11 protein-coding genes are annotated in these 15,700 nt (G+C 58.9%); 9 read left to right on the top strand and 2 right to left on the bottom strand.

Going from position 1 to position 15,700, the window contains the following annotated elements:
• The gene (gene lapG / locus A8O26_RS07320) at positions 1-693 is read right to left on the bottom strand and encodes a cysteine protease LapG (RefSeq protein WP_064117407.1); all 693 of its coding nucleotides are present in this window, start codon (positions 691-693) and stop codon (positions 1-3) included.
• 196 nt (positions 694-889) lie between these two features.
• Between lapG and A8O26_RS07315 the strand changes: the two genes are divergently transcribed.
• The 5 genes from A8O26_RS07315 to A8O26_RS07295 all read left to right on the top strand — a co-directional run bounded on the left by A8O26_RS07315 (position 890) and on the right by A8O26_RS07295 (position 7,953).
• On the top strand, positions 890-1,600 hold the full coding sequence (locus tag A8O26_RS07315; protein ID WP_064117406.1) for a GntR family transcriptional regulator: 711 nt from the start codon (positions 890-892) through the stop codon (positions 1,598-1,600).
• A 754-nt stretch (positions 1,601-2,354) separates the two neighbouring features.
• Positions 2,355-3,131, top strand: a complete 777-nt coding sequence (locus tag A8O26_RS07310; protein ID WP_064117405.1) for a DUF3050 domain-containing protein — start codon at positions 2,355-2,357, stop codon at positions 3,129-3,131.
• A complete protein-coding gene (locus tag A8O26_RS07305; protein ID WP_064117404.1) occupies positions 3,128-4,057 on the top strand; it encodes a diiron oxygenase in 930 nt (309 codons plus the stop codon). Before A8O26_RS07310 ends, A8O26_RS07305 begins: the two co-directional genes overlap by 4 nt.
• Before the next feature lie 13 nt (positions 4,058-4,070).
• On the top strand, positions 4,071-7,463 hold the full coding sequence (locus tag A8O26_RS07300) for a non-ribosomal peptide synthetase (protein ID WP_064117403.1): 3,393 nt from the start codon (positions 4,071-4,073) through the stop codon (positions 7,461-7,463).
• A 22-nt stretch (positions 7,464-7,485) separates the two neighbouring features.
• Complete coding sequence (locus A8O26_RS07295; protein WP_064117402.1) at positions 7,486-7,953, top strand: SRPBCC family protein; 468 nt, start codon at positions 7,486-7,488, stop codon at positions 7,951-7,953.
• A 152-nt stretch (positions 7,954-8,105) separates the two neighbouring features.
• Here A8O26_RS07295 and A8O26_RS07290 read toward each other — a convergent pair whose 3' ends face one another.
• Complete coding sequence (locus A8O26_RS07290; RefSeq protein WP_064117401.1) at positions 8,106-9,986, bottom strand: methyl-accepting chemotaxis protein; 1,881 nt, start codon at positions 9,984-9,986, stop codon at positions 8,106-8,108.
• A 304-nt stretch (positions 9,987-10,290) separates the two neighbouring features.
• Between A8O26_RS07290 and A8O26_RS07285 the strand changes: the two genes are divergently transcribed.
• The 4 genes from A8O26_RS07285 (at position 10,291) to A8O26_RS07270 (ending at position 15,640) form a co-directional block, all read left to right on the top strand.
• On the top strand, positions 10,291-10,791 hold the full coding sequence (locus A8O26_RS07285; protein ID WP_064117400.1) for a sigma-70 family RNA polymerase sigma factor: 501 nt from the start codon (positions 10,291-10,293) through the stop codon (positions 10,789-10,791).
• Positions 10,791-11,792, top strand: a complete 1,002-nt coding sequence (locus tag A8O26_RS07280; protein ID WP_064117399.1) for a FecR domain-containing protein — start codon at positions 10,791-10,793, stop codon at positions 11,790-11,792. Before A8O26_RS07285 ends, A8O26_RS07280 begins: the two co-directional genes overlap by 1 nt.
• Positions 11,793-11,880: 88 nt before the next feature.
• The gene (locus tag A8O26_RS07275; protein WP_064117398.1) at positions 11,881-14,385 is read left to right on the top strand and encodes a TonB-dependent siderophore receptor; all 2,505 of its coding nucleotides are present in this window, start codon (positions 11,881-11,883) and stop codon (positions 14,383-14,385) included.
• 76 nt (positions 14,386-14,461) lie between these two features.
• Positions 14,462-15,640, top strand: a complete 1,179-nt coding sequence (locus A8O26_RS07270) for a PepSY-associated TM helix domain-containing protein (RefSeq protein WP_064117397.1) — start codon at positions 14,462-14,464, stop codon at positions 15,638-15,640.
• The last annotated feature ends 60 nt before the right edge of the window (positions 15,641-15,700 follow it).

Genomic DNA, 15,700 nt, shown 5'->3' with positions numbered 1-15,700 from the left:
CTAGTTAGTCGTCTCGACCGGGAAACCTTCGGCCTGCATTTTCTTCAACACATCCTGCCAGCGTGACAGGCGTTTGGTGTCACCGACCTTCTTGTTGCCTTTGGCCCCCGGCAAATACAGACCTTCAGCATTGAAAGAGTAGACCGGCAGCAAATCGGTTCGCTGCGACGCCGGCTGGATCGGGTCGATGAGGCTGTCGAGCACCAGCGGCATGGCATCGGGGGTGGCATAGTACGTCAGCACCATGTGCGCGCGATTCTGGCGCAGGGCCTTGACGTAGGTGATGCGCAGCTTGTCGCTGGAAACCCCGAGATGACGCAGGCTGAAATACTTGGCGATCGCATAGTCTTCGCAATCCCCGGCACCTTTCCACAACGCCTCGATCGGTGTTTCCCAATAATCGACCTCGTGCCACAGGTCGATGTCTTCGACGTAGCGCACCTGTTTGTTGAAAAACAGGTTCACCACTTTGAGTTTTTCCATCTCGCTGACTTGTTTCTGCGTGGCCAGCAGATTCTGCCAGGCATCGATCCGTTGCTGGCCCGCGCCCAGCGGCCCGTAGAGCGCCGTGGCTTTGCGGCTAATCGCGGAAAAATCCCAATCGGCATGCAGACCGCCCAGCATGACGCCGGCCAGCAGCAGTGCGCAGCCTAGCCAGCGCAGAGTCCGGGGGATCGCGAAACGTACCGCCACAGCAGGTTTCCAGAGGGCAGGAAGGAAAGCGTTTGATGGTGAAGCTTAGACGGCTAAAAAACAATGGCACCATGAGATCATCGCCGACGCGCTAGACTTCAAATGTGACGGGGTTCCTCTACACGGTTTGACATCTTGTAGAGCAATCACTAGTGTCATTTGGATCCAAATTCCGCCGACAACAGGGTGCGTAGTCGTGACACAGAAGCCCAAACCGCTGCAGAGCATCAAAGTCGATGGGCCGATCCCCGCGCATCTCGCCCGCGCGATCATCGAAGAAACCTTGCGCGCGGCCATCCTCGACGGCCGTCTGCCGTGTGGAACGGCACTGCGTCAGCAGGATCTGGCCGACCTGTTCGGGGTCAGCCGCATGCCGGTGCGCGAAGCCTTGCGCCAGCTCGAAGCGCAGGAGTTGCTCAGCGTCACCGCGCACAAAGGCGCAGTCGTTGCAGCGTTGATTCAGGGCGACGCGACTGAAACCTATGAACTGCGGATCCTCCTGGAAACCGCGGCACTGCGCCAGTCGATTCCACTGCTGACCCCGGCCGACTACCAGCGCGCGGCGGGGTATATCGAAGAACTGGAAAGCCAGCACGATTACACCGAAATCGGCCGCCTCAACCGCTTGTTCCACATGGCGCTGTACAGCAAGGCGCCCAATCGCCGTTTGCTGCGTCTGGTGGAAGACGGGCTCAATGAAGAAGAACGCTTCCTGCGTTTCAATCTGGAGGCGATGGGCCTGGGTAAATTGTCCCAGGAAGATCACCGGCAGATGCTCAAGGCTGTTGAGGATCACGACGTCGAACTCTCAGTAAAACTGCTGGAGCAGCATCTCAACCGCGGCGTTGAGGTCATTACCCGCTATCTCGCCAGCCCGGCGGCGCAAAACCGCAAAGTCGCTCGTTGAGCCCATTACGCCGGGATCAGGCACTGCGCCTGCCCGGCGAATAACCCGCTTACAAATCCCCTCCCCGTTCTGCTGCCAAGCCGCTGGCAAACCGACCCCTTCCCTCTACCCTCCCTGCGCCGGACCGCCTGAGCCAGCGGTGAAACGGTAATAGCCGTCGCGCTGATTTAGCCTCACTCTTGAACGGCCAACCCTATAAAGAACGGGCGACGCACCCATCACAGGTGCAGTCCCCGCACCAGGAACCTACGGAAGGAGCCTTGTCACGGGAAAAAGGAAGTACAGGCGCCGGTCCCGGCCAACTTCCGCCCCCTTTAAATCAATTAATTCATTTCATTAAGAAAGTTGCTTCGAGTGAGGCATTCACTCTGATTAATCAATTTTGACCATTATTGGCCGAAAGGAGCAACTACGCCCAAATAAAACTTAAGCCAAAAGTTTTATCGGCCACTCTCATACTTGAAAAACAGCCAACTTAAAATAATTAAAAATACACTTGTTAAATGCTTTCGCTGTGTATTAGTTTTTCTTCGCCGAGTTTGAATTTCTCTCTTCCTGTTCGGCATACATCCAGCGCACAAGCCACAAGCACAGGGGCTGTGCGCAGGAGCCTTCAACAAGACCGTAGATATAAGCCCGACGCTTACTCCACTGAAATCGAAACTTGTTCGACGTCAGATATCAGTAAGTCGCTGCACCATTGAATGCGCAGTTGAAAAAGCAGTTCCATTTCATATCAATGATAAAGGACATCATGATGCCCACTAAGAACCAACTCGCCCTGAAGAAAGCCGAACTCAGCATTCACCCGATCTTTTCCGAGATCACGTCGCTATCGGTATTGCGCCGTTTCATGGAAACCCATGTATTTGCCGTGTGGGACTTCATGTCACTGACCAAACGCCTGCAGCAGGAACTGACCTGCACGCGTTTGCCCTGGCTACCGCCGCGGGACCCGCACGCCGCCCGGTTGATCAACGAAATCGTCCTCGGAGAGGAGTCGGACGATCGCCTGACCGAGGGTCATTACAGCCACTTCGAGTTGTACCTGGATGCGATGCGCGAAATCGGCGCGAGCACCACAGCAGTTGAGCGCTTTGTCGCGCTGCAACAGGAGGGGGTGAGTTTTGAAGTGGCGCTGCAAAGCGTCGAGGTCGATCCGGCGGCCGCGCAGTTTGTGCGCGAGACCTTGCGCACCGCCCTGCATGCACCGGGGCACAGCGTGGCGGCGGCGTTTTTGCATGGCCGCGAGAGCGTGATCCCGACCATGTTCCAGCGCATCCTCGACGATTGGGGCATCGGCATCGAACAGGCGCCGACCTTCCGTTACTACCTGGAGCGGCACATCGAGGTCGACTCCGAAGATCACGGCCCGGCAGCAGAACACCTTCTTGAGCGCCTGGTCGACGGCGATCCGCAGCGCGAGGCCGAGGTCTACGCCAGCGCCATCGCCGCCGTGGAAAGCCGCATCGCCCTGTGGGACGGCCTGCGTGTGAGCATGCGCGAGCCGTTGGCGGAGGTTGCCCAATGAACGCCGCCGACTATCAATCCTTCGCCGATGCCTGGGAGAACCGCGCCACCATCCGCACCCGCCCCCGGCGCGTGCTGGAAGACGATGAGCGGCTGATCTACCCGCTCAGCCGTCAGCCCTTGGTGCTCAGCGAAACCTTCCTGCGGGAGTGCCCGCAGCAGCGCGATTTTGCTCTGGTACAGACGCTGTACAAGTTCATCAACGACGTGGTGATTTTCGAGACCGAGATCGTCGACAAGACCGCGCGCAGCATCGCCAAGAATCGCTTCGCCGTGGCGTTCCCGTTTGCTTGCCGTTACGACGCCATGACCGTGGTGGTCGACGAGGATTACCACGCGCTGGTGGCGATGGATTTCATGCAGCAAACGGTGGCGATGACCGGCATCGAGCCGATTCAATTGCCGGATGAAATCGAACTGAGCCGGGCGATTCCTGCAGCCGTAGCGCTGGCGCCGGAGCACCTGCGCAGCGCGGTGGAATTGATCTGCGTGGCCATCGCCGAAAACACCGTGACCGGCGATGTCGCCGCGTTCGCCCGCGATGACACGGTCAAGCCGTCGATCAAAGGCCTGATGGCCGATCACTTGCTCGATGAAGGCCGCCATTCCAGTTTCTGGGCGCGGATGGTGCGCATCTATTGGCACACCGCCAACGCGAAGGATCGCGAAACCATCGCACAGATTCTGCCGGTATTCATTGGCCATTACCTGACCAACGACATCCAGAAATCCTTCGACCTGCGCCTGATCGACGCACTGCCGGTCAGCGAGACCACACGGCGTTCGCTCAGGGATGAAATGGCCGGGCTCGCGTTCCCGATCAATCGCCACCATCCGCTGGTGGGCAACATCGTCAAGTTCTTCCACAACAGCTCGCTGCTCGACACGCCCTGCGTGCAGCACGCCCTGCGTGACTACCTGGTTTGATGAGGAGGCCGACATGAAACGTCTCGACATTTTGCTGATTGGCGCCAGCCGGGCCATGACCGACCTGGCGCAGGAACTGGAACAACACGGTCACTCATTGCAACGCAGCGCTGCGGGGGCATCGACGGTGGATTTGATCATCGACGATGGCTTCCTCGGTGCCGGCGATCGTTGCGCCATCCCGCACCTGCATTTGCGTCTGGGCGTCGGCGCGCTAAGCGCAGCGGGCTTGCCGACACTCGATCTGCTGTGCTTTCTCGGCTCATCACTGATCAGTCGTGTGCCGATTGGCGATGAACCGTCCGGCAACGGTCAGGCTCTGCGTCAGCGGGTGCTGACGCATATCGTCGACGAAGTGGCCTTGCTGGTCAGCCGCTTCTCCCGCGATGCGGATTACTTTCAGCAGGCCGCATTCCTCAAAGCCCCACATTTCGAGCGGATGGAAAACCTGCTGTTTCTCGACAGCCTGGCTTATGTCCATCGCCGCAATGAAACGGCGAATGCAGCGCTGTTGGAACAGGCGAAGGTTCCAGTCATCGAGCGGCTGCAACAGAGCCTGATCGAGCACGCCGAACGCCCGGCGTTGCACATCGGCGAACGCTCCTTCAGTTACCAGCAATTGCACGCTCATAGCCAGGCTATTCAACAGCGTTTGCTGCCATTACTTGAGCAGCATCCGCAGCCGTGGGTGGTCGGCATCTGCCTGCCAAAAAGCCCGGCATTGTTCGCCTCGATTCTGGCGATCCTCGGCAGCGGCGCGGTGTACCTGCCGCTTGAGCCGAGCCATCCGTTGCAGCGTCAGCAATACATTCTGCAAAACGCCGGTGCGTTGCTGTTGCTGCACGATGGCGAGCATCCACTCAGCGCCACCATGGCGGGGCTGGATGTCAGTGACATCGACATTGCTGACGCAGATCTCAGCCAAGCGCTGATGCGCCATCGCCCTGAACTCGATGCACCGTGCATGGCGCTCTACACCTCGGGCACCACCGGGCATCCGAAGGGTGTGTTGCTCAGTCAGGCCAACCTTGCGCACTTCACTGCGTGGTACGCCGATTACGTGCAGTTGCAGGCTGAGAGTCGGGTTCTGCAGTTCTCATCGCTGAGCTTCGATTCGTCGCTGATCGACATCTTTGCGACCCTGCTCGAAGGCGCCGAACTGGTGGTGCCCGACGACACGCAACGGCGCGATCCGCTGCAACTGGTTGCACTGATCCGCCGGCGGCAACTGACCCACGCCTTCCTCCCCCCGGCGCTGTTGAGCATCCTGCCGCTGGAACAACTGGAAGGCGTGCAAGTGATGACCGGCGGTGATGTCTGCGAGCCGTTTGTCATTGAGCAACTGACCCGCCAGGGCACGCTGCACAACCTTTACGGCCCGACCGAAGCCACGGTGTTGATCACCGCGCGGCAGCTCAAACCCGGCGACAGCAACCGCAGCCTCGGTGCGCCCATCGCCAACAGTCAGGTGCTGATTCTCGATGACGATTTGCAGCCAGTGCCGGAGCAAACCGTCGGCGAGTTGTTCATCGTCGGCCCCGGTGTCTGCCTCGGTTATCTGAACAATCCACAGCAGACCGCCGAGCGTTATCTGACCTTGAATCTGCCGGACGGCCAAACGTTGCGCGCCTACCGCAGCGGTGACATGGCCAAGTGGGGCGAGCACGGTATCGAGCTGTGCGGGCGGCGCGACAACCAGGTGAAGATCCGTGGTTTCCGGGTCGAGCCGGAAGAGATCGAACGCTGCCTGCGCGAGAGCCAGTTGTACCGGCAAGTGGCGGTGGTGATCGACAGTCAACGGCGGATTCTGGCCTTCCTCGCCCAAGCGCAATCGGACACCGCGCGCGAAGCGCTCAAGGCCCACGCCCGACAGTTTTTGCCGGACTATATGCAACCGGTGGCGTGGACCGAACTGTCGAGCATGCCGTTCGCCAGCAACGGCAAGGTCGATCGCAAGGCGCTGCTGGAGCTGCCGGTGAGCGTGCAGGACAGCGGGCCGAAATGCCTGCCGGCGAATGCCGACGAAGCGCTGCTGCTGGATATCTGGGCGGAGTTGCTGGAGCTGCCGACCAGTGATATTTCCACCGACGAAAGCTTTTTCAATCTCGGCGGCCACTCGATTCTGCTGTCGCGGATGTTGCTGCGGCTGCGTGAGGAGTTCGGGCGCAGCATCTCAATCAACCGCTTCATCGAGCTGCCGACCCTCATCAAACTCGCGACGCTGGTGCGTGGCACCGATGACAGCGCCGTGCTCAGCGCCCAGGCCATGGCCGACGCGGAACGCGCGCTGGATATCGAACCACTGCCGATCAGCCGCATGGGGGATGTGCACAAGGTCATCGTCACCGGTGCCAACAGTTTTGTCGGCGTGCACATCGTCGAGGCGCTGCTCGGCTGGGGCGCCAGCGAGGTGGCGTGTCTGGTGCGTGATGGCGGCGGGCAAACGGCGGCGCAGCGCTTTGCTGCGTCACTGCGGGAAAACCGCCTGGAGCATCTGGATCTGAGTCGCGTGCGGGTTTACGCGGCAGACATTACGCGCCCGCAACTGGGCCTGAGCGACGAAGATTATCAACGTCTGGATCGCGAGTTCGGCGCGCTGGTGCACAACGCTGCCAACGTCAATCACGTACTCGATTACGAGTCGCTGGCGGCAGACAACGTCGAGCCGATTTTCGCGCTGCTGCGCTTGTGCGAAGGGCAAAGCAAAAAGGTCTTCAATTTTGTCTCGACACTGTCGGCTTCAAGCACGGTCGATGATGCGGGACGGGTGCTGGAACTACCCGCCGCGCTGACGCCACCGATCTACATTCGCAACGGTTACAACCTGTCGAAGTGGGTTGGTGAACGCATCCTCGAACGGGCGCGCGAGCGCGGTGTGCGAGTCAATCTGTATCGCCCCGGCAACATCAGCTTCAACAGCTTGAGCGGTGTTTGTCAGCCGCACAAAAACCGTTTGATGCTGATGCTCAAAGGCTCGATCCAGCTCGGTCAGGTGCCGGCCTTCGCGCTGAATTTCGACTTGATGCCGGTGGACTTTCTCGCCCGGTTCATCGCCTTCCACGCCAGCCGTTACGCGCCCGAGCGCGCGGTGTTCAACCTGCACAACCCCGAGCCGCTGAGCTGGGACGCCTACGTCGCTTCGTTCCGCGAAACCGGCAGCGAGTTCGCGCTGGTCAGCGTCGCCGACTGGCAGCAGCAACTGGGCCGCGTCGATGCCGACAACGCGCTGTTCGGCGTGCTCGGTTTCTACCTCAACGGCTTCGAAGAAGACATCGGCGACATCTCGCTGATCGGCCACGCCAACGCCGAGGCCGGCGTGCAGCAGATGGGCGCGCATTACCCACAGAAATCCCCGGCGCTGCTGCGTCGCGGCTGCGACTACCTGAAAGAAATCAACTTCATCTGAGCCAACAACAAGGAGCAACACCATGAGCAATTTGCAACCGGACACCCTGATCAAAAACCCGCATGGCTGCCACGTTGTGTCGTCGGTGGAGGTACCGGCGGACGCCGCGCAGGTCTGGGCGGTGGTCGGCCATTTCGGCGGTTTCGACCGCTTCATTCCGGCGCTGTCGCACATCGAATTGACCGGTGAGGGCGTGTCCTCGCTGCGCAAGAAGTTCTTCAAGGATGGCAACGTGGTGGTCGAGCAACTCAACTCCCGCGACGAGCACGCGCGGAGCATGACCTGGACGACGATTTACAACACGCTGGGGGTGGCGAATCTGTGGGCGGCGATGAACGTGGAATCGCTGAGCGCCGGTAAATCCCGGGCGACGTGGACAATCATCGCCGAGCCGGCTTCGGGGGGTGAAGAGGCGTTGCCGGGGTTCAAGGATTTTGTGCAGGGGTTTGCCGATGATGCGATGGGGAATGTGCTGAAGCTGTTTGTTTAAGGCTTCGGCTTTGCGGTGAATGCACCACCGCTTTCGCGAGCAGGCTCGCTCCCACAGGGTATTGGGTGTTCACACATGTTGTGTTCAACCAAAAATCCTGTGGGAGCGAGCCTGCTCGCGAAGAACGATAACGCGGTCTGCAATCTGAAAAATCAGATCTTGAAGCTGTCGACCAGTTGCTTCAGACGGTTGGCCTGCTGCGACAACGCATCACAATCCTTCAACGTTTCATTGAGGTTGGCCACGCTCTGCTGGTTCAACAGGTTGATCTGGTTAACGTCGACGTTGAGGGTTTCCACCACGGCGGTCTGCTCTTCAGTGGCCGCTGCCACCGACTGGTTCATGCCGTCGATTTCACCGATGCGCTGGGTCACGCTGACCAGACGCAAACCGGCCTGGTTGGCCACTTCAACGCTCTGTTCGCTGGACGCCTGACTGGCGTTCATGGTGGTCACCGCTTCACGCGAACCGACCTGCAATGAGGTGATCATCTTGTGGATCTCTTCCGCCGACTCCTGGGTGCGGTGAGCAAGGTTACGCACCTCGTCCGCCACCACCGCAAAACCACGCCCGGCTTCACCGGCACGCGCCGCTTCGATCGCGGCGTTGAGTGCCAGCAGGTTGGTTTGTTGCGAAATGCCTTTGATCACATCGAGGATGTGACCGATGTTGTCGGTGCTGGCATTGAGGGTTTCGATTTGCGTGCACGACAGGCTGATCTTCTGCGACAACTCGGTCATCGCTTGAATCGTCTGCTCGACCACCTGACGACCGTCATCAGCCTGCTCGCTGGCGCCACTGGCGTGCTGCGAAGCATCGGCGGCGTTGCGAGCGATTTCCTGCGTGGCGGCGCCCAATTCGTTGATTGCTGCAGCGACGCTGTTGGTGCGCGCACTTTGCTCGTCGGAACCGACGATCGAGGCGTTGGACGACGCCATCACCCGTTGCGACAAATCATGCACGTGACGAGTGGCGGAAGACACTTCGGAAATCGACGCGTGAATCCGCTCAACGAACTGGTTGAACGCGCTGCCCAATTCACCGAACTCGTCTTTGCTCTCGACCACCAGACGACGGGTCAGATCGCCTTCGCCTTGAGCGATGTCTTTCATCGCGCGACCCATGGTGGTCAGCGGACGCATCAGGACGTTGATCAACAGGCTCAGCAGCAGTGCAATCGCGGCCACCGCTACGAACATCGCGATCAGCGCCGAGGTGCGGAATTGGCTGAGTGCGGCGTAGGCTTTGTCGCGATCGATCGACAGACCGATGTACCACTGCGCATTTGGCAGATCGCTGACAGGGGTAAACGACAGAATGCGTTCCTGGCCGTTGAGCACGACGTTCTGGTTGCCCTTCTCGATGCGCACGCTGGCGTTCGGGTAGATGTCTTTCAGGTTTTTCATGACCTGATCTTTATCCGGGCTGACGATCACCTGACCGTCGGCGCTGACCAGGAACGCATGGCCGAGGCCACCGAAATCCACCGAGTTGATGATCTTCACCAGGGTTTCCAGGCTCAGGTCACCACCGACCACGCCGAGCAGTTCGCCGTTCTTTTTCACCGGCATGGCGATGGTCACCACCAAGCCACCAACAGCGGCCATGTACGGCGGCGTCAGCATGGTTTTGTCAGCCACAACGGCTTGCTTGTACCAAGGGCGCTGACGCGGGTCGTAGCCGTCCGGCATCTTCGCGTCAGGGCGCTGAGTGAACACACCGTTGGCCTGGCCAACGTAGGTGAACTGGAAGTTCGAGGTGAAGGCCGGTTGATCGACCAGGCCCGGGAAATCGGCGTCCTTGCCCTGGTGGGCGACGTTCTGCGCGAGGTTTTCCAGCACCAGAATCCGCCCGCTCATCCAGTTCTGCACGCTGCTGGCGGTCAGATCACCGGCCTGCTGCACAGAGGACTGGAGGTTCTGGCGAATGGTGTTTCGCTGCAGATAGTCGTTGTAGAGGGTGAACAGCGCGAACGCCAGGACCACGACGCCCGAGGCGGCCAACAGGATTTTATGGCTGAACTTGAGATTCATTTCATGGGACTTCTTATGCCAAAAGTGGGGATGCGTTCCGGATGCAACATTCCATGTACAGCGCAGGCAGCGTTCTTCTGGCCGCTCTACTTTGGTGCACGCATGTCTCACCAGTCTGTCGGCACGTGTCGGAGAAATCTTAGGGTTGTGCAGGAAATGGATGGCATTTCTGCCGGATTCCCGCCGAACGGCGTGCCAGAGCATTCGCCGCGAGGTTTTTCAGGGGCAATGTTCGAGTGGCAGTTGCAAATTTCGTAACCCTTGATGACAATGCGACTAATTATCATTTGTGACGTTCGCGTTCATGTCCTCACCTGAATTCGCAGTACAGGCGCTTTACAGTAGTCATCACGGCTGGCTTAACGCTTGGCTGCGCGCGCGGCTGGGCAACGCGGCGGATGCGGCAGACCTGGCGCAGGATACTTTTCTGCGCCTGCTACAGCGCACTGAACGAATCGAACTTAAAGCACCCCGCGCCTTCCTGCGCACGATTGCGCGCGGGCTGGTGATCGACCATTGGCGCCGTGAGGAAATCGAACGCGCCTATCTCGAAACCATCGCGCATTTGCCCGAAGCCGAAACACCGAGTGCCGAAGCCCGGGCGCTGGTGATCGAATTGCTGGAGAGCATTGCGCGGATGCTTGAAGGACTGAAGCCGAAAGTGCGTCAGGCGTTTCTGCTGGCGCAGTGCGAAGGTTTGACCCACAAACAGATTGCCGAGCAGATGGGGCTTTCGTTGCGTTCGGTGGAACGTTATGTCGCCGATGCGTTGTATCACTGTTACGTACTGCGGTACGAAAGCTGATGCCTGTGGATAACATCGCACTGGGTCGCCGGGCCGAGCCACAGCAACAAGTGGTCAAACAAGCCATTCATTGGCTGCTGCGCTTGCGCAATAACCATGGCAATTCGCGGTTGAATCGCCAGTGCGAACAATGGCGCGCCGAACACCACGAGCATGAACTGGCCTGGCAACGCGTGCAGTCGCTGCAAGCCGAACTGAGCAACAACCTGCGTGCGGTGCCCGGTGCACAAGTGGCGTTCAATACATTGGAAAACAGCGCGCAGGGCCTGGGTCGGCGACAGGCCTTGAAGCTGTTGTCTGGCGCGCTGCTGATGGGCTCTGCCGCATGGCTGGCCAAAGACACCGCCGCGTGGCAGCAATGGAGTGCCGATTACGCCACGGCGACCGGCGAGCGGCGCGGTTTCCAGCTGCCGGATGGCACACGGATCGAACTCAATACCGCCAGTGCGGTGGATCTCGATTACACCGCGCAGCAGCGGCTGATCAAACTGACTCGCGGCGAGATCATCGTCACCTGTGGCGGCGCAGATGAGGGGGCAACCTTCGAACGACCGCTGCGTGTGCAAAGTCGTCACGGTGTTTACCAGCCGCAGGATGCGCGGTTCATCCTGCGTCAGGACGGTGATTGCACGCGGCTCAGCGTCACTCATGGCCTGGTGGCGATTCACGCCGGCGGCACATCAATCGAGGCGCGCGCCGGGCAAAGTTACCTGATTGATCATCAACGCATTCGTCCCGCGCCGGCGGCGGATATGGACGCCGGCGCCTGGGTCGACGGTTTGATCGTCACACGTAATATGCGTCTGGGCGACTTTCTCAGCGAAGTCGCGCGTTATCGACAGGGTTTTCTGCAATGCGCGTCAGACGTGGCGGATCTGCGACTGTCCGGCGTATTCCGTCTGGAGGACACTGACAAGCTGCTGGCGATTCTGCCGCAGACCCTACCGGTGCAATTGCGCTATCGCACGCGCTGGTGGGTGACGCTGGAGCGCGTCGTCTGAAATTATTTTGGCGGGTTTTCGCAGTCAGTCCGGCTTAGTCAGTAAGCACTTCAACTCAAGCGTTTGCGACTTCCTACGGAAACCTACAATGACTGTCCGCGCCACCTGTAAGAACTCTCCGAATTTCACTGCCGAATCGGGCATATTGCGCCACGCCATTCGGGCAGCGTTGTTTTCGACTGCATTGGGCGTCGGTGTAATGCCTGCTTTGAGCATCGCGGCGACTCCCGCTGGCAGTGAACTCAGCCAGCGCTACAACGTGGCTGCGGGTCCTCTCGGTGACGCCCTGAATCAGTTTGCCCGTCAGGCCGGCATCACGTTGTCGATGACCCCGCAGCAAACTCAAGGTCGGCAATCGCCGGGCGTGCAAGGTGAGTATTCGACTGATCAGGCGCTGAGCCATTTGCTCGGTGGCTCCGGCCTGGAGGCGGTCAGTCAGGACGGCAGCAGCTACGTCCTGCGTCAGTCCGCTGAAACTGAAGCACTGGCCTTGCCGACCACCGATATCAAAGGCTTCGCCCTCGGTAACGCGCTGGGCAGCATGGATGGCTACAACGCCACCCACAGCCAGATCGCCACCAAGACCAGTACTGCGCTGCTGGAAACTTCGCAAAGCGTGTCTGTGGTCACTCGCGAGCAAATGGACGACCAGGGCTCGCAAACTGTCTCACAGGCGATGCGCTACACCCCGGGCGTGCTGACCAACCCCTATGGCGCCACCCATCGTTACGACTATGTGGCGATGCGCGGTTTCAACGATGGCTCGGTGGATAACATCTACCTCGATGGCCTCAAGTCGATGGGTGACAGCGGCACTTACAGCACCATGCAGGTCGATCCGTATTTCCTTGAGCGCGTGGACATTCTCAAGGGGCCGTCGTCGGTGCTGTATGGCCGCAGTTCGCCGGGTGGCCTGGTGGCGCTGACCAGCAAGAAACCGCTGTATGAGGCTTATCATCAAGTACAGGCGACGGTGGGCACTCAGGGCCAGCGCGGGGTTGGTTTTGACTTCAGCGGGCCGGTCGATGACGACAAGCGGATCGCCTACCGTCTGATCGGTTTAACCGATCAGTCCGACACGCAGTTCGACCACAACAAGGAAAAGCGCTTCGCCCTCGCTCCGACCCTGAGCATCGACTTCAGTGAAGACACGTCGCTGACGTTGCAGGCTTATCTGCAACACGATCCGGACGGTGGTTACCATGGCGGCGTACCGGCCGACGGCACAATTCATCAGCGCAACGGTAACCGCATCTCGCCGCACTTCTTCGAAGGCGAGCCGGGCGTCGATGGCTACTCGCGTGATCAGCAGTCGTTCGGTTATCAATTCGAACATCGCTTCAACGATGTCTTCACCGCACGCCAGAACTTCCGTTACCTCGATTCCAAAGTGAACATGGATCAGGTCTACGCGTATGGCTGGACCTCGCCGACCAGTAACGAGCTGAACCGCTACTACACCGGCGGTGATGAGCGCCTGCATGCGTTTATCGTCGACAACATGCTTCAGGCTGAATTTTTCACCGGCGCAAGCAAACACACGGTGCTGATGGGCGCTGACTATCAGCGGCGCAAAACCGTGGTCGACTGGACCAGTGGCGGTCTAGCACCGATCAATGCGTTCAACCCGGTGTACGGTAACTCGGCGATCGACATGTATGGCGAAACCAGTTACCTGCGCCGTCTGGAGCAGACCGGGGTTTACCTGCAAGACCTGATCGAGATGGACAAGTGGCGTTTCTCGCTGGGCCTGCGTCAGGACTGGGTCGAGACGTCGGACGAAAACCGCATCGCTGAAGCCGGGCGCCCGCTTGGCACAGAGATCAATGATCGACGCACCAAACTCACTGGTCGCGCCGGCGCGTTGTACCTGTTCGATAACGGTCTGGCGCCATACATCAGCTACTCCGAGTCGTTTAACCCGAACTCCTATGCTGACAGCGCCGGCAATCCTTTGGCACCTACCGACGGCACACAGTGGGAAGTCGGTCTGAAGTATCAGCCGCCAGGCACTGACAATTTGTTCACCGCGTCGCTGTTCCGCATCGATCAGGAGAATCTGGCAACCAAACTGCCGCAGGAAAACTTCTATCGCGCGGTAGGTGCTGTGCGCTCCCAGGGCCTGGAACTGGAAGCGCATATGCAATTGACCGACAACCTCAAAGTTCTCGGCAGCTACACCTTCACCGACATTGAATACTCGAAGTCGATGGTCAGTACGTTGAGCACACCGACCGACGTGATCGAGAACAAAGGCAACTCACCCACACAGGCGCCGCGTCATATGGCGTCGTTGTGGGCAGACTACAAGTTCGACAGCGCAGCGCTCGACGGCCTGCGCCTGGGCGGCGGTGTGCGATATGTCGGTTACAGCTGGGCCGATGCGGAGAACACCATGAAGGTGCCTTCCTACACTTTGTTTGATGCCTCGATTGGTTATGACTTGGGCAAGGTCGGCTTGAAGGGCGTCGATGTGCGTCTGAATGCGAACAACTTGACCAATGAGTCCTACGTGGCTTCCTGCGCCAGTCTGAACTTCTGCTACATGGGCGAAGAGCGCAACGTCGCGGCGACCGTCAGCTACCAGTTCTAAGCCTTTGTCCTGTGCATAAAAAGCCAGCTCCTGATGTTTCGGGGGCTGGCTTTGTCGTTTCTGTGGGGAAATTCTCATGCGTGCGTTTTTGGTGTTGTTGCACCGTTATATCGGTCTGGCCACAGCAGTGTTTTTGCTGCTCGCAGGACTTACCGGGAGCATTCTTGCGTTCAATCATGAACTGGATGAATGGTTGAACCCGGAGTTTTATGCGACGTCTGCCGTGGGTGAGCGACTGCCTCCCGGCGATTTGGTGGATGCCATGCAAAGTGCTCATCCGAAGTTGCAGGTCTGGTACATGGAGTATCCGCATGAGGCGGGGCATACGGCGTTGCTGGCGATGGTGCCGCGTAATGATCCGGCAACCGGGACGCCGTTCGATGAACGTAATCAGGTGTTCTATCTGGACCCGGTGAGTGCTGAGCAAAAGGGCCAGCGGTATTGGGGTGAGTGTTGTTTTCAGCGGGAGAATTTTGTCCCGTTCATTCTTGAGTTTCACTACAACCTGACGTTGCCGGGAAACTGGGGATTGTTATTGATGGGCTTGGTTGCCGTTGCCTGGGTGATCGATTGTTTCGTTGCGCTTTGGCTGACGTTGCCGCGTGGCAAGCCGTTCTGGAAGAAGTGGTCGACCGCCTGGAAGATCAAGGGTGGGCACGCTTATCGGCTCAACTTCGACCTGCATCGCGCTGGGGGATTGTGGCTGTGGTTGTTGTTGCTGCCGATTGCTGTGAGCAGCGTGGCGATGAACTTGCCGAGTCAGGTATTCAAGCCTGCGGTTTCGTTGTTTTCACCGATAGAACCCAGCGTCTATGAGGCCCGAGGACGAATGCCTCCTTCACAGTTGGGGGTGACTCAATTGAGTTATCAACAGGCGTACGAAAGGGCGTTACAGGAGGGGAAAAGGTTAGGACTGACAGCGGCGATCGGCGAGTTGTATTACAGCTTTGAGTACAACTTCTACGGCGCTGGATTTGGACAACATGACACTGAAGCCCATGGCAAATCCTGGTTGTTTTTTCATGGTACGGACGGGCGCTTGTTAGGGCAGGAGATTGCCGGGCATGGGACGTTGGGAGAGCAGTTTTATCGGTTGCAGTTACCGATACATGGAGGACGGATCATTGGGGTTACAGGACAAGTAATGATCGCAGTGTTAGGTATTTTGATTGCGGGTTTGTCGGGGACTGGCGTCTACATCTGGTGGCGCAAATGGCAGGCTCGACGTATCAGCAAGGCACGTAAAGCCGTTTGATCATTGGTTTTTCAGGTCCTGAAATGACAAAACCCCAATTGCTTTCGCAATTGGGGTTTC

This window comes from Pseudomonas fluorescens, from assembly GCF_001648775.1.
GTDB classification, from domain to species: domain Bacteria; phylum Pseudomonadota; class Gammaproteobacteria; order Pseudomonadales; family Pseudomonadaceae; genus Aquipseudomonas; species Aquipseudomonas fluorescens_M.
Note: the sequence above shows the minus strand (reverse complement) of the source record. Positions and strands in the feature narration are given on the sequence as shown.